General features: G+C 58.6%; 16 protein-coding genes and 1 pseudogene. 14 read left to right on the top strand and 3 right to left on the bottom strand.

Annotated features, from left to right (window positions below; genetic code table 11):
- Positions 1–53: 53 nt before the first annotated feature.
- The 7 genes from QZH52_RS06875 to QZH52_RS06845 are packed head-to-tail and all read left to right on the top strand — an operon-like array spanning position 54 to position 5,111.
- Positions 54–746 carry a WbqC family protein gene (locus QZH52_RS06875; protein ID WP_301805825.1) on the top strand — a complete coding sequence of 231 codons (693 nt, stop codon included), beginning with the start codon at positions 54–56 and terminating at the stop codon, positions 744–746.
- Positions 743–1,687, top strand: coding sequence for a glycosyltransferase family 2 protein (locus tag QZH52_RS06870; RefSeq protein WP_301805822.1), 945 nt, complete (start codon positions 743–745; stop codon positions 1,685–1,687). Before QZH52_RS06875 ends, QZH52_RS06870 begins: the two co-directional genes overlap by 4 nt.
- The gene (locus tag QZH52_RS06865; RefSeq protein WP_301805819.1) at positions 1,684–2,508 is read left to right on the top strand and encodes a phytanoyl-CoA dioxygenase family protein; all 825 of its coding nucleotides are present in this window, start codon (positions 1,684–1,686) and stop codon (positions 2,506–2,508) included. The genes QZH52_RS06870 and QZH52_RS06865 overlap by 4 nt, the downstream gene beginning before the upstream one ends.
- Positions 2,508–3,146 (top strand): class I SAM-dependent methyltransferase, encoded by a 639-nt coding sequence (locus QZH52_RS06860; RefSeq protein WP_301805816.1) that lies wholly within the window; start codon positions 2,508–2,510, stop codon positions 3,144–3,146. Before QZH52_RS06865 ends, QZH52_RS06860 begins: the two co-directional genes overlap by 1 nt.
- Positions 3,143–3,808: an acetyltransferase gene (locus QZH52_RS06855; RefSeq protein ID WP_301805814.1), complete on the top strand. Its 666-nt coding sequence runs from the start codon at positions 3,143–3,145 to the stop codon at positions 3,806–3,808. Before QZH52_RS06860 ends, QZH52_RS06855 begins: the two co-directional genes overlap by 4 nt.
- Positions 3,805–4,242: a GtrA family protein gene (locus QZH52_RS06850; protein ID WP_366919273.1), complete on the top strand. Its 438-nt coding sequence runs from the start codon at positions 3,805–3,807 to the stop codon at positions 4,240–4,242. The genes QZH52_RS06855 and QZH52_RS06850 overlap by 4 nt, the downstream gene beginning before the upstream one ends.
- The gene (locus tag QZH52_RS06845) at positions 4,239–5,111 is read left to right on the top strand and encodes a class I SAM-dependent methyltransferase (RefSeq protein ID WP_301805811.1); all 873 of its coding nucleotides are present in this window, start codon (positions 4,239–4,241) and stop codon (positions 5,109–5,111) included. Before QZH52_RS06850 ends, QZH52_RS06845 begins: the two co-directional genes overlap by 4 nt.
- A 46-nt stretch (positions 5,112–5,157) precedes the next feature.
- Here QZH52_RS06845 and QZH52_RS06840 read toward each other — a convergent pair whose 3' ends face one another.
- Both QZH52_RS06840 and QZH52_RS06835 read right to left on the bottom strand, forming a co-directional pair.
- On the bottom strand, positions 5,158–6,105 hold the full coding sequence (locus QZH52_RS06840; protein WP_301805808.1) for a glycoside hydrolase family protein: 948 nt from the start codon (positions 6,103–6,105) through the stop codon (positions 5,158–5,160).
- 5 nt (positions 6,106–6,110) lie between these two features.
- A complete protein-coding gene (locus tag QZH52_RS06835; protein WP_301805805.1) occupies positions 6,111–7,112 on the bottom strand; it encodes a class I SAM-dependent methyltransferase in 1,002 nt (333 codons plus the stop codon).
- Between the two features lie 119 nt (positions 7,113–7,231).
- Here QZH52_RS06835 and rffA point away from each other — a divergent pair, with 119 nt between their 5' ends.
- The 6 genes from rffA (at position 7,232) to QZH52_RS06805 (ending at position 17,255) form a co-directional block, all read left to right on the top strand.
- On the top strand, positions 7,232–8,377 hold the full coding sequence (gene rffA / locus QZH52_RS06830; RefSeq protein ID WP_301805802.1) for a dTDP-4-amino-4,6-dideoxygalactose transaminase: 1,146 nt from the start codon (positions 7,232–7,234) through the stop codon (positions 8,375–8,377).
- 283 nt (positions 8,378–8,660) lie between these two features.
- The gene (locus tag QZH52_RS06825) at positions 8,661–9,713 is read left to right on the top strand and encodes a polysaccharide biosynthesis protein (protein WP_301805800.1); all 1,053 of its coding nucleotides are present in this window, start codon (positions 8,661–8,663) and stop codon (positions 9,711–9,713) included.
- Positions 9,714–9,717: 4 nt separating this feature from the next.
- Complete coding sequence (wbjC, locus tag QZH52_RS06820; protein WP_301805797.1) at positions 9,718–10,845, top strand: UDP-2-acetamido-2,6-beta-L-arabino-hexul-4-ose reductase; 1,128 nt, start codon at positions 9,718–9,720, stop codon at positions 10,843–10,845.
- A gap of 4 nt (positions 10,846–10,849) precedes the next feature.
- Positions 10,850–11,986, top strand: coding sequence for a non-hydrolyzing UDP-N-acetylglucosamine 2-epimerase (gene wecB, locus QZH52_RS06815; protein WP_301805795.1), 1,137 nt, complete (start codon positions 10,850–10,852; stop codon positions 11,984–11,986).
- A gap of 216 nt (positions 11,987–12,202) precedes the next feature.
- Entirely contained in the window at positions 12,203–15,583 is a 3,381-nt protein-coding gene (locus tag QZH52_RS06810; protein WP_301805794.1) for an O-linked N-acetylglucosamine transferase family protein, read from the top strand.
- Between the two features lie 22 nt (positions 15,584–15,605).
- Entirely contained in the window at positions 15,606–17,255 is a 1,650-nt protein-coding gene (locus QZH52_RS06805) for a hypothetical protein (RefSeq protein ID WP_301805793.1), read from the top strand.
- Positions 17,256–17,315: 60 nt separating this feature from the next.
- Here QZH52_RS06805 and QZH52_RS06800 read toward each other — a convergent pair.
- Positions 17,316–18,113, bottom strand: a pseudogene (locus QZH52_RS06800) (IS3 family transposase); the annotation flags it as partial.
- 156 nt (positions 18,114–18,269) lie between these two features.
- Between QZH52_RS06800 and istA the strand changes: the two are divergent.
- Positions 18,270–19,892, top strand: a complete 1,623-nt coding sequence (gene istA, locus QZH52_RS06795) for an IS21 family transposase (protein WP_301805791.1) — start codon at positions 18,270–18,272, stop codon at positions 19,890–19,892.
- Positions 19,893–19,903: the final 11 nt, after the last annotated feature.

The following is a 19,903-nucleotide window of genomic DNA, read 5'->3' as shown; positions in this document are numbered from 1 at the left end:
CCGCAACACCGCGGTCGCGCGGACCCTTCAAAACTTCGCGCGCGAGAGATGAATTGAAGAAGATCGCCATCGTTCAGTCCAATTACATCCCCTGGAAGGGATACTTCGACCTCATTGCGCGGGTCGATGAGTTCATCCTATTCGACGACATGCAGTACACGCGGCGCGACTGGAGAAATCGAAACCAGATCAAGACCCCGCTGGGTCTCCGGTGGCTCACGGTGCCAGTCCGCGTCAAGGGCAAGTACGAGCAAAAGATCAGGGAAACCGAAATCGACGGCGCGGATTGGGCCGGCACGCATTGGAAATCGCTGGTGCAGAACTATGCGCGCGCCAAGCACTTCGAAGAAATCGCCGTGTGGCTTGAGCCCATGTACAGACAGGCCGAATACGTGTACCTGTCGGAGCTCAACAGTCACTTCATCGAGCGGATCTGCAGTTACCTGGAAATCGACACGAAGATCAGTGATTCATCTTCATTTTCCCTCGCCGACGGTAAGACCGAGCGCCTCGTCGACCTTTGCGTGCAGGCGGGTGGTACCGAATACATCTCCGGCCCGTCCGCCAAGAACTATGTGGACGAGACCGTCTTTCGTGAGCGTGGCATTGCGCTGACCTGGTTCGACTACGCCGGGTATCCTGAATACCCGCAGCTCTGGGGCGATTTCACCCACGGCGTCACGGTGCTCGACCTGATGTTCAACTGCGGCAAGGATGCGCGAAGCTATATGAGGCATGCAGGGTGAAGCTTTCGATCGTCGCGACGCTTTACCAGTCTGCCCCCTACGTCGCTGAATTCCATCGGCGAGCGAGTGAAACGGCCAGGCAACTTGTCGCAGAGGACTACGAGATCATCCTAGTCAACGATGGCTCACCGGACCAGAGCTTGGCCCTCGCGATCGAACTGACGCAGGTGGACAGCCGTGTCGTGGTTGTCGACCTTTCCCGCAATTTCGGCCACCACAAAGCCATGATGACCGGGCTCGCGGCGGCCAAGGGCGATCGTGTGTTCCTGATCGATAGCGACCTCGAGGAAGAACCCGAGTGGCTCGGCCTTTTCGCGGAGCAGATGGCATCGAGATCATGCGACGTGGTCTACGGCGTCCAGGCCAGGCGTCGAGGCGGATTCTTCGAGCAGATGAGCGGGGCCTTGTTCTATCGGGCCTTTCGGATGCTGACGGGCATCAACCAGCCGAACAATATCGTGACGGCTAGACTGATGACCCGCAGATACGTGGACTCGTTGTTGCTGCACAAGGAACGTGAGCTAAATATTGGGGGCTTGTGGGTCGTCACAGGCTTCAGGCAGGTGCAACTCACCGTCAACAAGCATTCGACCAGCCCGACGACCTACTCCCTGTCGCGAAAGTTCAGTCATTTCGTCAATGCGGTCACCTCTTTCAGCAGCCTGCCGCTGGTGCTCACCTTCTATTCGGGTCTGCTTATCTCCGTGTCGGCGCTCGTCTACATCGTCTACTTGTCGGTCAGGTATGCATTCATCGCCGCACCTCCGGACGGCTACACATCGATCATCGCGTCGATATGGCTCTTCTCGGGCTTGATCATCTTCTTCCTCGGCGTGCAAGGGATCTACATTGCCAAGGTGTTTTCGGAGGTGAAGCGTCGTCCCTACACGATTATTCGCCAGATCTACGCGAATCCAGGCCAGCAGGACCCACTTCAATGACGACCGAACGTCAACCTCCCACAGCGTCTTACGGCGTGTTGGACCGTACGGCCGCTTCCACTTCCGAGGCGGAGGCCGTCGAGCAGATTCGAGAACTCGGGTACGCTGTCGTGGATGCGGGCTACAGCCCGGATGATATTGCCCGTGTGGCTCAAGAGTTCGACCGCGTGCGCGCGGCCTATGTCGGGATACACGGCGAAGCTCTGTTGAAGCGGGCCGGGGAGTTCGACACCATCCGTGCGATGCTGATCCAGGGCAGCGAGATCTTTGTCGATCTCGCCCTCAATTCGACGTTGATGTCCCTTCTGAAGCGGCTCATCGGCGGCAAGTTCATCCTCAACCAGCAGAACGGCATCGTGAATCCGCCACAGCAGGGCTACAGTCAAAGCGCCTGGCATCGCGACCTTCCGTATCAGCACTTTGTTACCACTACGCCGCTGGCGATCAATGCACTTTATTGCATCGACGATTTCACTGTCGACAATGGCGCTACGTTCGTGCTGCCAGCCTCCCACAAGTCCGCGGCCTTTCCCTCATCTGCATACGTTTCGCGCAACGCCGTGCAGGTGGCGGCGAAGGCGGGCTCGTTCATCGTGCTGGACTGCATGATGTTCCATGCCGGCGGATTCAACACGACAAGCGTGCCTCGGCGCGCGGTCAATCACATGTTCAACATCCCTTACTTCAAGCAGCAGATCAACATTCCGCTGAACATGGATGGAGAGCGTCTGTCGCCGGAGGCGCGCGATGTCCTCGGTTTCAACTATATCGAGCCCCGCGCGGTGGCCGACTATCTGGGACAACGCGCAGCGAGAAAATGATGAAGACCGAACCCAGAGACACACTGCTTGCCGAAGTGGCCGACTACTACGACGGCAAACTGGCATTGCACGGCGAAAGTGCACAGGGCGTCGACTGGAACGGCGAAGCGGGCCAGACCCTGCGTTTCGAGCAACTGTGCAAGGTGATCGAGCGTGATCGCGGCTTTTCCGTCAACGACCTGGGGTGCGGATACGGCGCGCTTTGCGACTTCGTGCAGCTTGGACGGGAAGGCTTCGAATACTCCGGCATAGACGTGTCCGAGGCGATGGTGAATGCGGCGCGTGAGCGTCATCGCGACAAGCCTCATGCGCGATTTGTCGTGGCGAGCGAGCCTGACCGTGTGAGTGATTACGGTATCGCAAGCGGCATCTTTAACGTCCGGCTCGGGCGCTCGGATTCGGAATGGCGGAGCTATGTTGAGGCAACGCTCGAATTGATGGATCACACGAGTGAGCGTGGATTTTCCTTCAACTGCCTGACGTCCTATTCCGACAAGGAGAAGATGCGCGGCGACCTCTACTACGCCGATCCCTGCCTGCTGTTCGATTTTTGCAAGCGTCGGTTCTCGCGAAACGTGGCCCTTCTTCATGACTACGGCCTCTACGAATTCACGATCATCGTGCGAAAGGCGATATGAAGCTCAAGCTCGTCATCTTCGGATGCGGGGACATCGGGGAATTGGCGCATTTCTATTTCAGCGCAGGCTCGGATTACGAAGTGGTGGCATTCACTGTTGACGCGGCGTTTGTGCCCGGGTCCACTTTCTGCGGACTCCCCGTTGTGGCTTTTGAGGAAATCGTTGCGCGGTTTCCTCCGGAAGAGGTCCATCTCTTCGTTGCACTGAGCTATTCGAAGCTCAATGCCGTGCGCAAGGAGAAGTACCTCGCCGCCAAGGCCCTTGGCTACCGGCTGGCGAGCTTCGTGAGTCCGCGCGCGACCATGCTCAATGGGGGCCGCATCGGTGAAAACTGCTTCATCCTCGAAGACAACACGATCCAGCCTTTCGTGACCTTGGGCGACAACGTGACGCTATGGAGCGGCAACCACATCGGCCATCACTCGGTCATCGGCAGTCATTGCTTCATTGCTTCGCATGTTGTCGTATCCGGGGGCGTCGAGATCGGGGAGCAATGCTTTGTCGGCGTCAACGCCACTCTGCGCGATCACATCAAGGTCGGGGCGCGGTGCGTCATTGGCGCGGGTGCCTTGCTTCTTGCCGATGCAGAAGCCGACGGCGTCTATATCGGTCCTGCGACAGAGCGCTCGAGGGTGCCAAGCGGCAGGCTGCGAGGGATATGAAATCCATCGGATTTCCTCACGGCGGGGGTGGGCAGAGTTCGTTCGAGCAGCTCATGCGATACGGGCTTGTCGGACTGACTGTCAACTTGGCGGGCTATGCGGTCTACCTTCTTGTCACGTATCTAGGAGCCCCCCCGAGGGCGGCCATGACGGTGCTCTACGGGGTCGGTGCATTCGGTGGGTTTTGGGGCAACAAGAGGCTGACCTTTCGGCATGAGGGTGGGGTCCTCAGGACTGCGACCCGCTATGTATTGGCCCACTGCCTTGGATACCTGATCAACCTGGCCATATTCGCTGTCGTGATCGACAAGCTGGGGTATCCCCACCAGTGGGCGCAGGCGATTGGCGTTTTCGTGGTTGCCGGATATCTCTTTCTGGCCTTCAAGTTCTTCGTCTTCAGGGACTTGACTTCTTCGCAGGGAGCCGAACGTTGAGGCGCTGTCTTGCATGCGGCGCGTCGTATCCCTCGGCCGCGTTGACATGTTCCGCATGTGGAGCGCAGCCCGAGCGTGTCGACGGCTTCCAGTCCTTTGCGCCCGCCCTTGCGCACGGTGGTGGGGGGTTCAGTTCGGAGTACTTCTCTGAGCTGGCCGAGCTCGAAGGCGCCAGTTTCTGGTTTCGAGGTCGCAATGAAATCATCCTCTGGGCGCTCCAGAGATACTGTGGAAATTTTCAGAACCTGTTGGAGATCGGTTGCGGAACCGGGTTTGTCCTTTCGGGAATTGCCGACCGCTTCGCGAGGCCGGTGCTGCATGGCAGCGAGATATTCACCGAAGGCCTTGGTTTCGCAGCACGCCGGCTTCCGGGCGTCGACTTCATGCAGATGGACGCGAGGGACATCCCCTATCGCGAGGAATTCGACGTCGTCGGCGCGTTCGACGTTCTGGAGCACATCGACCAGGACGAGCAGGTGCTGGCTCAGGTTCAGGCTGCTCTGAAGCCCCGAGGCTTTCTGCTGCTCACAGTGCCTCAGCATGGATGGCTGTGGAGCGCGGCGGACGACTACGCGTATCACGTTCGGCGCTATGCGCGTGCCGAGCTGCAAGCAAAAATAGAAGCCGCCGGCTTTCGCGTGATCCGAAGCAGCTCATTCGTGACCTTCCTCCTGCCGGCGATGATGGCGGCGCGCTTGACTCAACGCAAAGCCGACATAGCGCAATTCGATGCGACTCGAGAGCTGAAGATCGCGCCCTGGTTAAACAAGACCTTCTTCAGTCTCTTGGTGGCCGAGTTGGCGTTGATCAAGCGCGGCATGGACTTGCCTGTCGGCGGTTCGAGGCTCGTCGTGGCGCAGAGACGCTAGACATGAAACATGATGGTCGCCTATCCAGGCAACGCGACCATCATGTCTATCGCGCGCCTCGACCGGTGGTTGCCTCCGAGGCAACCAGCTCTGCGATGCCGAATCCGGACTTGCCGTAGCCATTGCCGTTGTAGAGCATGAATCGACGGCCGCGATGGTCGAACACGAATGGATATTCGATCATTTCGGAATCCCAGCCTTCGCGCGAAACGTCGATGCCGACATCGTCGAGTCTCAGTTCCCAATCGGTTGCGTCAGGACTGACGGCATACCCGATCCGATAACTTCTGCCGCCGCCGCCGCGATAGGAGAACCACATCTCGTATCCCGCGATCGGGTCTCCCAGCACGTTCGGTCTTGAAAAAGCCTGAGCCCTTCCGAGTTCGTACGGCACGCCCAACCCCTTGCGGACCCACTGGTGCCCATCCGCGGAATCCGCGACGTTCAGTACTGCCAGCATCTCGCCATTACCCGCGTCCCAGGTCTTGGTCGATGGATACCACATGCGGAACCGGTCGGTGGACGCGTTGATCACCCATGGGTACGACAGGCTGATGGGATCGATGGGATCGGCGCCAAGAAAAGGGGTGGGACTGTTCAGCGCGAGGGTCAGGTCGGAGCGAACGACCAGCCGACCGATGTCCCCCCGCCAGTGACCGTCGGTTGGGGCCTGCCATCCCATGAAGAGCATGTATCGCGTGCCGCCGACCTCGTAGCAATTGCCAATGCTGACACCGTCGGCGTAGAAGCTTCCGGTGGGCCCGTGCTCGAAGAAGGGCTGCGAGTGCTCGCGAACGATCTGTCGAGTCCCGATGTCCACGTCCACGGCGCCAACAGACGATCGATTGCTGGAATCCCTGGCGCTGAAGAAGATGCGATAGACGTCGTCCGCGATGTGTGCGGGCAGCGGGTTTGCCGCATGCGTCAGGAGTTTCGGATGCAGCCCGCCGGGGGGCAGCGCATAGAGGAGACCCTGCTTGATCCAATGTCCCATGGGTGTCATTGACCGCTCGGAATCTGCCGATTGATGATTTCCTCCAGCAAGGCGTGCGCAGAGATGCCGCGCGCCCGCGCCGCTTCGACCAACTTGTCCTTGGTTTCCGGCGTGACGCCTTCCAGCCGCCCGAAATACCTAGTTCGGGCCGAGCCGCCGCGTGTACCGACGTGCGGGACGTCCAGGTCCACTTTCGGCAGTCCTTCCTGGGGCCTGAACGAGATCAGATAGAAGCAGTTCCCGAGCACGTAGGTGATTTCGATGCCGGCCGCATTGTGAGGCAACTGATGCATCGGCGCCTCAAGCGCCCACAATCCGTTGTTGTTGATCAGAATGTTGGCGTATTCCGTGCCCCTCAGGTGCGGTGCAATCCCCTCGTCCCCGAACATCACGCGCCCGCCGATCTTGCAGACTCGTTCCAACTCGGCAATCGCCTTCTGCATGTTGCCGAACAGGTTGATGCCACCGAAATGGAATACGACGTCGAAGTACCGTGACTTGTACGGCAGGCTCAGGGCGTTCGAGATCGAGAAGCAGACGTTCGGCGAATCGATCGAGTCGCTGGCAGCCTTGACCATCGACTTGCTGATGTCTTGCGCATGCAACTCTCCGCCGGCGCCGATCGCCTGGTGAATTATCGCGACGTCTTCCCCGAGGCCACAACCGATCACCAGTACCTTCATGCCGCCGGAGATCTTCAGCCGCGCCAGCAAGTCGGTCCTGAATTCGGCTTCGCTCACCTTGAATGTCTGAAACAGCCAGCGAAGAAAGTTGCGATACCGTTCGGTCGGGCTTTGGTCATCGTACATCTTCAAGTTCGCAACGTCGGCTGCAGAGGCCCCCGTCGTCGCGAGGAAATCAACGATCGACTCGTCGCCATCAAGGAACTTGTAGGTGGTTCCGTCGCCGTTCTTGAGGCCGCGGTGGCCGGTCACCTCCAATGCACAATGGGTGAGCGGATCGCAAAATGCCTCGTAGAGCGAAGTACGGGTGGGGTTCATGTTCATCTGAGTCAGCCAGGCAGTGTCGCGACATTCTGCCTTCAGTTTCCGCCCATCCCTTGACGGTTGTCCGTGTTCATGGGGCCTTGTTAAGCTCGCTGCTTCACCGGGCCAGAACGAAACCTATGAAAGACCGCATTCCATTCAACTGGCCGCACATGACCGGCAAGGAGTTGCATTACATCGCTGAGGCGCATTTTAATGGGCGCTTGGCGGGCGACGGCCCATTCACCAAGCGCTGCCATGGCTGGCTGGAAAGCCGCACCGGAAGTTCGAAGGCGCTGCTCACGCACTCGTGCACCGCGGCGCTCGAAATGGCGGCACTCCTGCTCGACATCCAGCCGGGCGACGAGATCATCATGCCGTCCTACACTTTTGTATCGACGGCCAATGCGTTCGTGCTGAGGGGCGGCGTGCCGGTGTTTGTCGATATCCGTGCCGATACGCTGAACCTCGACGAGTCGCTGATCGAAGCGGCGATCACGCCGCGCACACGTGGCATTGCAGTCGTCCACTATGCGGGCGTGGCTTGCGAGATGGATGCCATCATGGCCACCGCGGAGCGGTACGGGCTCGTGGTGGTCGAGGACGCCGCGCAAGGTGTCATGGCGAGTTACAAGGGCCGAGCGCTGGGCAGCATCGGTCAACTGGGTGCCTACAGTTTCCATGAGACAAAGAACGTGATCTCTGGCGAAGGCGGGGCGCTCCTGGTCAACGATCCGTCGCTGGCGCTCCGCGCGGAGGTCATCCGTGAGAAGGGCACAGACCGCAGTCGCTTCTTCAGGGGCGAAGTCGACAAGTACACCTGGCAAGAGGTCGGATCTTCGTTTCTTCCCGGTGAACTGGTTGCAGCCTTCCTTTGGGCGCAACTCGAAGAGGCCGAGAGCATCACGCAGATGCGCCTGGACGCCTGGAATCACTACCATGGGTTGTTGGAGACGATGGAGGGGGGTGGGGTGATCCGGCGGCCCACGGTGCCGGACGCTTGCAGGCACAACGCGCATATGTACTACGTCATTCTTGCGCCCGAGATCGACCGTCAGCGGGTTCTCGATGCGCTGAAGCGGGCTGACATCTCATCGGTGTTCCACTATGTACCCTTGCATTCTTCTCCGGGAGGGCGACGCTACGGCAGAACGCACGGCGCGCTAGATGTCACCGACCGTCAAGCGGAATCCCTGATCCGCCTGCCGCTCTGGGTGGGGCTGCCCCGAGAAAAGCAAGAGACCGTCGTCCAGGTACTTCAGGAAGCGATCTCGGCGCAATCCTGAGGGGCGTTCTCACGAGCTGCGCAGTGGTTTCACCGATTGGCCTGCCGTCCAAGGCAGGGCAAATTCGGCGGATGACGTGCTGATCTGACGCGTTGCAGGGACGGTGGCACGCCAAATTCGGGATCCTGCCGATGGGGGTCTGGATTGCGCTACAGTGAGCGCCTGAGCGCCTGAGGGCGCCGGCGTTACCATCAGACACAAGCGCACAGCATCGCTTGAGGTCGCCTCTTCACCTATCAAGCCGATTCCTCTTTTCCTAGAGCCTTTCAGGGCCCAGATTCAAATGCAAAAGCCGTTTAGCAACAGAACCCTATTGATAACCGGCGGGACCGGTTCTTTTGGAAACGCCGTCATTCAGCGCTTCCTCAAGACGGATATCGGCGAGATACGAGTTTTCAGCCGGGACGAGAAGAAGCAGGATGACATGCGCAAGCGTTACAACAACGCGAAGCTCAAGTTCTACATCGGCGACGTTCGCGATGCGCGCAGCCTGGTTGGCGCCATGCGCGGGGTTGACTACGTGTTCCATGCCGCAGCCCTGAAACAGGTGCCATCCTGCGAATTTCACCCCATGCAGGCGGTCCGCACCAATGTGCTGGGGGCAGAGAATGTTCTTGAAAGTGCCGTCGCGGCGGGCGTGAAGCGGGTGGTGGGCCTGAGCACCGACAAGGCGGTCTATCCGATCAACGCCATGGGCATCAGCAAGGCCATGATGGAGAAGGTCATCGTTGCCGCGAGCCGCAACCTCGAAGGCACCGACACCGTGATCTGCGGCACCCGCTATGGCAATGTGATGGCCTCGCGAGGCTCGGTCATCCCGCTGTTCGTGCAGCAGGTGACCGAAGGCCACCCGATCACGATCACCGATCCGACCATGACGCGATTCATGATGACGTTGGAGGATGCAGTCGATCTGGTTCTCTACGCCTTCGAGCACGGCGGGAACGGCGACATCTTCGTTCAGAAGTCGCCCGCTGCGACTATGGACGTACTCAGCCAGGCCATCCTTGAACTGATGGACAAGAAAGGTCATCCGATCGCCATTATCGGATCACGGCATGGCGAAAAGCTCTATGAGTCGTTGCTCGGTAAGGAAGAGCGTGCATGTGCCGAGGACCTGGGAGACTATTTCCGGGTTCCGCCGGACGGGCGCGATCTGAACTACGCGAAGTTCGTCGAAGAGGGTGAGAGCCGTATCACCAGGGCCTTGCACGGCGAAGAATACAACTCGCACAACACGACGCGTCTGGACGTCGAGGGGATGAAGAACTTGCTTCTGAAGCTCGACTTCATGCAGAAGATCACTCGCGGAGAGCCCGCCGTATTGGAAGGATGAGTCGGTGAAGGTATTGATTACTGGTGCCGATGGCTTCGTCGGCAAGAATCTTCGACAGGCTCTCTTCGAGCGTGCGGACGTCGAAGTGGTCACTTTCGATGTCGGCAACAGCGTGTCGGAGTTGCCTGCGATGCTGCACGGTGCTGCGTTCGTGTTTCATCTGGCCGGTGTCAATCGGCCCCAGGATCCCAAAGAGTTCGCCACGGGAAATCTGGACTTGACGCAAACGCTGTGCAATGCAGTGAGCGCGGAGATGGAGACCTGCGGAAAGAAGATCACGGTCGTGCTGACATCTTCGATCCAGGCCGAGCGAGACAATCCCTATGGGCAGAGCAAGCGCGGGGCTGAGAAAGCTGTTTTCGCCGCGGCGAAGCGCTATGGCTTTCCTGCGCATGTCTTCCGGCTACCCAACGTGTTCGGCAAGTGGTGTCGACCGAACTACAACTCCGCCGTGGCAACCTTTTGCCACAACATTGCCCGAGGCTTGCCGATCGAAGTTCGCGATCCAGCGGCGCCCCTGACGCTTGTCTACATTGACGATCTCGTCGGGCGATTCGTCCAGTTGCTGGATGGTGCCGTTGCGTCGGTGGATGCCGAGGGCTTTGCAACCGTGACGCCGCAGTTTTCGACCACCGTGGGTGAGGTCGCGGATCTGATCGGACGCTTCAGGGAAAGCCGCCAGACCTTGCTGACCGAACGGGTCGGAACCGGTCTCGTGAGGGCGTTGTACTCGACCTACGTCAGCTACCTGCCGGAGGAAGAGTTCAAGTATGCCGTGCCGCGCCATGCAGACCCGCGCGGCGTGTTTGTGGAGATGCTCAGAACGCCCGACAGCGGCCAGTTCTCCTACTTCACGGCACACCCGGGCGTTACGCGTGGCGGCCACTACCACCACAGCAAGACCGAGAAGTTCCTGGTGATCAAGGGCCATGCGCGTTTCAAGTTCCGCCACATCCAGACCGGCGAAACTTATGAGCTGACCACGAACGGCGAAGGCGCCGAGATCGTCGAGACCGCCCCAGGTTGGACGCACGACATCACGAACATCGGTCAGGACGAGCTGGTCGTGATGTTGTGGGCCAACGAAATCTTCGACCGCGCCCGGCCGGATACCTACGCCTGTCCCCTCTGAAAAAATGAAGAAGCTGAAAGTCATGTCCGTGGTCGGCACGCGGCCAGAGATCATTCGCCTTTCCCGCGTTTTTGCCGCGCTGGACGAGCATTGCGACCATTTACTGGTCCACACCGGGCAGAACTACGACTACGAGTTGAACCAGGTCTTCTTTGATGACTTGAAGTTGCGCAAGCCGGATCACTTCCTGAACAGCGCGGTCGGCAGCACCAGCGCGGCGCACACCATCGGCAATCTCATTATTGAAGTCGATCGTGTCCTGGGAGAGGTCCAGCCGGAGGCCATGCTCGTGCTCGGAGACACCAACAGCTGTCTTGCAGTGATCCCGGCCAAACGGCGCAAGATCCCGATCTTCCACATGGAGGCCGGCAATCGATGCTTTGATCTGCGGGTGCCAGAAGAGATCAATCGCCGCATCGTCGATCACACGTCCGACATCAATCTCACATATAGCACGATCGCCCGCGACTACCTGCTGCGCGAGGGTTTGCCGCCCGACCAAGTGATCAAGACCGGCAGTCCAATGTACGAGGTGCTGCACCACTACATGCCGCAGATTCAGGCTTCAGACGTGCTGCAGCGGCTGGGCCTGACCGAAGGCAAGTACTTTGTGATCAGCGCGCATCGTGAGGAAAACATCGAGTCCGATAGCTCATTCGGCAAGTTGGTCTCGACCTTGAATGCCATCGCCAAAGACCACGACTTGCCCGTGATCGTTTCCACGCACCCTCGAACACAAAAGAGAGTCCAGGCCACGTCGGTCAGTTTTCATCCGCAAGTTCGCCTCTTGAAGCCTCTTGGGTTCCACGACTACGTAAAGCTGCAGATGTCTGCGAAGGCTGTGCTCTCGGATAGCGGCACCATCAACGAAGAATCCTCGATCCTGAACTTCCCGGCGCTCAACCTCCGCGAGGCGCACGAACGGCCTGAAGGCATGGAGGAGGCCGCGGTGATGATGGTGGGGCTGGACGCGGAGCGCGTCCGACAGGGACTGGCCATCCTGGAATCGCAACCGCGGGGCGCCGATCGCGGCTTGCGCATGGTTGCCGACTACAACATGCCCAACGTGTCCGACAAGGTGCTTCGGATCATTCACAGCTACGTGGACTACGTCAACCGTGTGGTGTGGAAGAAGTATTGAGGGCCGTTGAGCCCAAGATCGCCTCCACCACGCATCTCGCCGGGCCTCGCCGCACTACGTGATCGATGCTCGAGCGCCTCAGGCGGCACGCCTCTGATCTTGCGGCGCGCAGGTCGACCACGTTCATCGAAGATGCGTAGTCCTCGAAATCTATCGATTAGCTGTATCCGAAATCGCTAAACCAATTCAGCGCAACACGAAATGTTGCATCGACAAATGAACTTCACCAAATTCAAGGCGCTGCTAAAACCGCTGGTTTATAGATTCAAGGATTCGCAATACCTTTGGGTACAGGCTGATCTCGCCCATGCCGCGGGAGACGATTCCCGAGCTGCATCCATCTATCGACTCCTGTCCCGCAGTCGCCTGACAAGCCCGGAGGCTTATATCTACGCAGGTCTTTCTGAGCAAAGGCTGCGTAGGCCAGACGAGGCAATATCGGTGCTCGAAACGGGTCTGAATAAATATCCGGCCTCGTCGTCCCTGATGGAGCATTATGTTCGTGTTTGTCTTGAACACGAACAGATTGGGCGTGCAGGTCGGCGGCTTACATCGAGTGGAGTGGATGAGCGGCACTTATGCGAGACGCTGTTTGTAAAATTCCCTGATCCAAATGTCCAAGCGAACCTGATCGCCCACTGCTTGCACAGCGGCTTCGAAGATCTTGCGGAACAACAACTCAGAGTTCTGCTGGAGAACTGCTCCGACAACGCGCTGCTTTGGCGCTTTGCCGATGTCTTGTTGGAGCACCAGCGCAGCGACGAGGCGAAGCTTGTCTATGAGCGGTTGGCTGCACGTCCTGCACAGAATCCTCTCGGTCTTGTGCATTCAGCGCTCTCTGAGCACAGGCTAGGCAACTCCGCTCGCGCTGCCGATATGTTCGAGGCGGGGATCAAAGAATATCCGCAAGCTACGGAGTTGGTGGACCACTACGCAAATATTTGCGTACAACTTGGGCAGATGGATCGGGTCCTCCGCTTGGTGGCAGCGGAGAGTGGAGGGGAGGAGGACCGTCAGGTGTGCGAGGCTGCGTTTGACAAATTTCCGGACTCGCATTTCCAAGTGAGCCTGATCGCACACGCCCTGCACAGGGGCCTCCCGGATCTTGCCGAACAGAAAGTTAGAGTTCTGCTGGAAAACTGCTCGGACAACGTGCTGCTTTGGACGCTTGCAGATGTGTTGTTGCACTACCAACGCAGCGACGAGGCCAAGCTTATTTATAAGCGGTTGGCTGCGCGCCCTGCAGAGAATCCTCTGGGTCTTGTACATTCAGCGCTCTCTGAGCACAGGCTGGGCAACTCCGCGCGCGCTGCCGATATGTTTGAGGCAGGAATCAAAGAATATCCGCAAGCTGCGGAGTTGGTGGACCACTATATCCTTGTTTGCTCAAAACTTGGACAGATGGAACGCGTCCTCCGCATCTTGGCATCAGACGCGAAAACCGAGGAGCAAGCTTGTGAAGTGCTTTTTGAAAAATTCCCCGATCCTCAATTTCAAGTCGGTTTGATTGATTATTGCTTGAACTCAGGGCTGATAAGATTGGGTGAGCAAAAGATAAATTCAATCAAGGAATTTTCTAGAAACGCCCTGGCATTGTGGCAAGTCGCTGAATTGCTGCTATTGAGAGAGCGCACCAATGAGGCGAACGCTATTCATAGAAAGTTGACCGAGCACAATCTGGAAGACGCTCAAGACTATCACTTGTCAAGTTTGGCGTTTATCTGTCTCTCGGATCTGGACGGATGCTTGGGGCGACTTGAGCAGGGTTTGTTGCGGCATCCAAGAGAAGGCAAACTCTTGACTCTGTACATGAGCATCTGTGCAAAACGCCTCGATTACAAGCGGTACTTAAATTTTCTCGGTGCACCGAATTCTCAGTTTCCAGCGCCAGTCTCGATGTTGGATTTTTATCGTGCAAGCATGAGTTCGCCGGTTGATTTTGTCATCGGACTGAGAGACATTGAGTCGCTTTTCGATGGGCACGATATTGCCACTCTAAGAGGGGATTTTATCGCCTACCTTAGGAAGAATCCTCAGCCCATCAAGATTGCTAGAGTCTTGTTGTTTTTTTGTCGATATCTGCATTTGCCCCAGGACTTTGGTGACGGGGTGTATGAGGCGCTCCAAACCGCGTGCGAAGCGGGAAGCAAGGAGAGTCAATCTCTCCTGATCCTGAACGAGATGACCCCGCCCATGATCCCGGAGCGTCCGATCCATGGGGCCGTCATCGTTGAAAAATTCATCCGGGCGGGTCTTCGCATCTCCAAAAATCCTGTGGAGTTGGGTGAGCCGATCGCGGACATGACGAATAATTGGACGCCGTGGCAGTACATTTTTTGCCTCGTTGCGCCCAAATTGTATGGTGAGGCCATTGCCGCCATCGAAAAGATGATTTTCAATACCTGGCCTAAACTTGATTTTACGGCGCCACATGTCGGCGATGCGATGGATCTTCAGAAGAGACAGGGGAAAAAAATTCGCATTGGATTCATCGTCCATGATTCCATGCCGATGATGTCGGGGTTTTTGCCTCGACTTGACAGAGATCGCTTTGAAACGGTATTTCTCCGCCCGGGCACAGCTGGTCAATCTGCCGCCGCAAAAAGTTGGATTGCTAGGGCCGACAAGGTTGTGCAGTATTCGGATGTTGATATGTATGCCGCTCTTCAGGTGATTGCAAATGAGGAGCTCGACATCATCATATCCGGACCTTCTATCGCCGCAGTGTTTTATCCGATGATGGCGCGACTTGCACCGCTTCAAATGGTCTTGTTGGAGCCGAACTGGACAGATGGCTTGACCAATGCTGACTACTACATTTCTTGGCAACAAGCTGAGCCTGTCAATCCGGCTGACTTTTACAAGACCAAGGCAGCGTTATTTCAAAATCCTCCCTACTGGATTGAGAGGCCAGCGATTGGTGAAAATGGTTCAATTTCTCCGGAGGCGCGAACGGATACCAGGAGACGGCTACTGAATGTAGGTCCGGAAGCTCGCCTTTATTTGTGTGCGAATACGCCACCGAAGATCCATCCCGATATGGATGACATATTCTTTGACGTCCTGGACCGTGACAAAGAGGCTATCCTGGTGCTTCTTCGCGGAGAATATCCGCCGGCGCAGAGCTTGCGGGCAAGATTGCGAGCTAAGCTTGGGTCGCTCTATGAAAGAGTTGTGTTCGTGCCAACTATGAGCAAGGATGATGCCCATATGTTATTGCAGTCAGTGGATTGTTGTCTGGATTCTTATCCTCTCTGCGGAATGTCGTCGAGCTTCGATGGCGCCATGCTGGGGATAGCGACCGTGACGCTTCCGGCGGATATTCCATTCGGCCGATGGACTGCGGCAATTTATGAATATATCGGGATAGAGGGGCTGACGGCGAGCAGTCGAGAGGATTATGTCGATATCGCCTTGAGGATCGCATCAGATAAAGTATGGCGTGCTCGCATTTCGGCGGAGATGAAAGAAAAATCATCTCGCTACGTAGAGAGCCAAGCCAGCAGCGACGAATTTCAAAAATTCCTCACTCATTCGTGGAACAGGAGGCTTGAAGGTTTGCCGGCGGCAAATTGGTTGCGTGGCGAATGGAAGTAGCCCGGCGATGTCAGCACAGTGGATGACTCGCCTCAACAATTTGGCTGGATTTGCTGTATTGGTATTGGCACTTTCGGTTTGTGCTGCCGGGATATTGATTCCGTTGTATTCGGATGAAATTGCCGTTCAGATGGTCCGTGCGCGATTTTTCCTGGAAGACGGCGCTCTCCTCAATCTACTGCCCCAATGTCGCCCATTGCTGATGCCCATCCCGGCGTCTTGGTACCCGGGAGCTGTTTTCAACGCCATCCTGTACTCGGGGGCAAGCGAGCTGGGATTGCGGATCCGAGGCATTGCGATTTGCGGCGCATGGCTGAGCCTGCTGTGGATGTGGGCTGGCAGGCATCCGCAGACGCTGATTTCCAAGCGCAGCCTTCAGGGGGTTGTACTCTCGCTAAACATGCTCGGCGTCCTGCCGTTCGTGCTTGTCTTGGCACGATCGGAGCAGCTTTTGGTGGTCGGGCTCTTGGCCTATTGCATATTCCCGATATTCTGGCGTTCCACGGAGACCGACGGAATCTATATCAAGGGCCTCAAGGCCGCGCTGATTTTCCTGATTACCTCGGTCTTCTTGCTGGCGCATCCCAAGGCACTGTTCTTTTCGCCGATCATTCTGGCGTCGGCCTTTCTGATTTTTCGCGATGCGGGCAAGCTGTGGTCCGTTGGGGTCTTGCTGTCGCTCGGCTTTGCAATCGCGCAGTCTTTCCAGCACGTCCAAGTCGCGTCGCGCTGCGTGGATGCGCCAGCGATGTCTCTGGTTCTCGCTCAGCACACCTTGGACTTTCAACTGCTTTCGACCGATAGGGCAGCGTTTTTCAGGGAGGCCTCTCGCAATGTGGCCTCATCACTCGGCCTCGTCATTGAGCGCGTGCCGGTAACCCTCGTTTACCAATCGAACTGGCTGCCGTCGGTCGATGGCAAATGGATTGAGCCGGGTTTGGCTGGGTTTGGAAAGCTGCTGAAAGTCAGCCTGCATGTGTTCGCGTTGCTGTTGCTCTGCGCTGGGATCCTTCGAGTCGTGATGGAACTGCTGCGCAAGCGTCTGGAACCAGGGGCCTTGCTGGGTATTTCGATGACTGCCGGCCTAGTGCTTCACGGCGTTGCGTACAACGTCAATGCATGGCATTTCTACACACCCGGGCTCATCGTGCCCGCGCTGTCCATCTTGCTGCTGCTGGTGTTGGACGCGCAATGGCCGGTGTCGAACTGGATCAGGCTGGTTGCAGGCGCTGTGGCGTTCTATTGGATGCTGCTTGCCATTGCGAGCATGGCGGTGCTCCTCCCCATCCAAACGCCCAGATTGCTGCAGATCGCTCGTGCCGGCGACGACGTGATAGAGGGGCAGTCCTTGTCAACGCCGGTCTTCGTGCGCGAAGACCAGCATGCCCAAATTCCCTCCCTTGCCAAACGGTGCGGCATTCATGACGGTGACAAACGCCTGGTGCTGGACGGTGCCGCCTACTTCCTCTTCCAGCACGGCCGCCAGCCGATCAATGTGTTTTACGTGTCCGACTATGCCTTCGGGATGGACATCGGACAGAAGCTCCCTGAGTTCCTGAGGAAAATTGACAGCGGCGGCATCCTTTCGCGCTGTGAATACCTGCCGAAGGCGTTGTTGGACAGGGCGATCAGGTCCGACAAGATGTGCTGCATTTCGAAGGCCGATCTGTAGTATTGTCGGCGCCGGTTAAATCTTGACTCACCGGGGGTGCGGCGGAATTCTTGGACTGGGCTATGCCGCAAGTCCAAGGCTCGCACGGTATTCGAGAGGACTGCGGAAGCCAAGGGAGATCTTGATCCGCTTTTCGTTGTATCAGCGGATGTAGGAGTCGAGCGCCTGCATGAACTGCTCGATGGTTGTGGAGCGCCACTGTCGAGGATAGAACAGCTCTGTCTTCAGGCGCCCGAAGAAGCCCTCGCAGGCCGCGTTGTCGGGCGAGCACCCTTTGCGTGACATGGAGCGGATCAGCCTCGCATCGCCGATGCGCGCGAGCCAGCCAGGCCAGCGATAGTGGGCCCCTCGGTCGGAGTGGACCATCGGCCGATTGACGCTGTCGGCCACCTTCTCGACCGCCGCATCCAACATGGCGTTCACAAGCTCGGCGTCCGGGCGAGTGCCAATCGACCAACTGACGACCATCCCGTCGAAGCAGTCGATCATCGGCGACAGATACACCTTATCGGCAGGAAGTTGGAATTCCGTGATATCTGTCGGCCACTTCACGTTAGGGGCCGCGGCCTGGAAGTCTCGGTTGATGAGGTTTTCTGGCGCCGGGCTGATCTCTCCTAGGTAGGAGCCGTATCGGCGCCGCTTCGGCTTTGCGACAAGCAGGCGCTCCTCCTTCATCAGGCGCTGCACCACCTTCTCTTACAGGCGCACGCACTGCCTACTCAGCGCCGCCTGCATCCGGCGATAGCCGTAGCAACGGTGATTGAGTTCGAAGATGTCGGTGATCGCCCAGCGCGCACCAGCATGTTTGTCAGCAACCTGCAGGCGTGCCCGGTGGTAGAAATACGAACTGCGGGCAAGACCCCCGGTGGCCACCCAAACTGCTCCACTTGAGGCCGGGTCAAACTGCTCCACCTGGCCACCGGCATTTGAGGCGCTGATCGCAGCGCCGTCGTAGGTCGGCGGCTGGCGGCAGGACGTAACTTTCGCTCCCTTGTTTTCGGGGGAGCCCACAGGTTGAACGTCTTGAAGCCACATCTGCAAACCACCATTTGGACCCTACTGCGCAACAACGCCACCCAGCGGGAGATCGCCCGCGTCACGGGCATCTCACGGCACACGATTCGTGCCTATCAGAAGCGGTTCGCCGCCGAGGGCGGCGCCCTCGGACCTGATGCGGCCAGCGATGCGTCGGCGCAAACTGCTCCACCCTGGCCACCGGCCCGGTCGCCGGTCGCGGCGGCGGCCAGCCTGCTGTCGACGTGCGAGCCGCACCGGGCATTCATCGAGGAACAACTCAAGCTCAACCGCAATGCCACGGCCATCTACCAGGACTTGGTGGACCGGTTCGGCTTCGGCGGTGCCTACAACTCCGTCAAGCGCTTTGCCGCCAAGCTGCGTCGGCGCGAGCCGCAGCAGTTCGACCGCCTGTCGTTCCTGCCGGGCGAAGAGATGCAGGTCGACTACGGTGAGGGCGCCCCGACCCGCGTGCCTGGCACCGACCGCTATCGCAAGCCGCGCCTGTTCGTGGCGACGCTGCGCTATTCACGGCGCAGCTTCCGGCGCGTCGTGTGGAAGTCCAGCCAAGAGATTTGGGCGCGGCTTCACGAGCAGGCCTGGCGCTACTTCGGCGGATCGTGTCGGTACGTAGTCCTCGATAACCTGAAGGAAGGCGTGCTCAAGCCCGACCTGTACGAGCCTGAACTCAACCCAGTCTATGCCGCGACGCTTGCCCACTATGGCGTGGTCGGCGACCCGGCCCGCGTCCGTGACCCAAACCGCAAAGGGTCTGTGGAGAACGCGATCGGCCACACCCAGGCCACTGCCTTGAAGGGCCGACGCTTCGAGTCCATCGTTGAGCAGAACGACTTCCTCGAGCACTGGGAGAGTCGCTGGGCCGCCAAGCGCATCCACGGCAGCGCCCGCCGCCAGGTGCAGGCGATGTTCGAGGAGGAGCGGCCCCACTTGCAGCCCTTGCCGCTGCTGAGCATGCAGTACTTCACCGAGGGTCCGCGCACGGTCTGCGACGACAGCTGCGTGCGCGTCGACCACAGCAGCTACGCAGCCCGGCCGGCGCCGATCGGCAGCAAGGTCCTGGTTCGTCTCTTCGAGCATCGCATCGAGATCCGCGACCTGAAGACGCACACGCTGCTGCGCACGCATGACCGTGTCGATCGACCCGGCACGGTCGTGCTGCCGCTGGAGGAACGAGTCTTCAACCCGTCGCGCGAGACGCGCCGCATCCTCGGGCAGGCCAAGGCCATCGGCCCAGACGCCGAGCGGCTGTGCGAGATGCTGTTCGCTATCGAGGGGCGGGTCGGGCAGCGCAAGCTCTGGGGCATCGTCGGGCTGGCCGAACGCTACCCACGCCGTCTGGTGGACAGCGCCTGCGCGCGTGCCATCGCCGAGGGCGTGCACAGCTACCAGCACGTCAAGAGGCTGACCGAGAAGCTCGTGGCCGGTGCGCTGGCCGCCATCGACGCCGCAGCCCCGGTTCCGGCGGGCTCGCAGATGTCGCTGATCCAGGAGCACCCGCTCATCTGTCAAGGGTCGCCGGATATTCCCCAGTCGTGGTCGTTCAGATTTCCCCACCCGGTTGAGATGAGTCGTCGTCGTGAGGCCGTACGAGACCGGCCTTGAGCTTGTCCTTG

Origin of the sequence: Variovorax ginsengisoli (assembly GCF_030486595.1) — a bacterium.
Lineage (GTDB): Bacteria > Pseudomonadota > Gammaproteobacteria > Burkholderiales > Burkholderiaceae_C > Variovorax > Variovorax ginsengisoli_B.
This window is presented reverse-complemented; position numbering and strand designations above follow the sequence as displayed.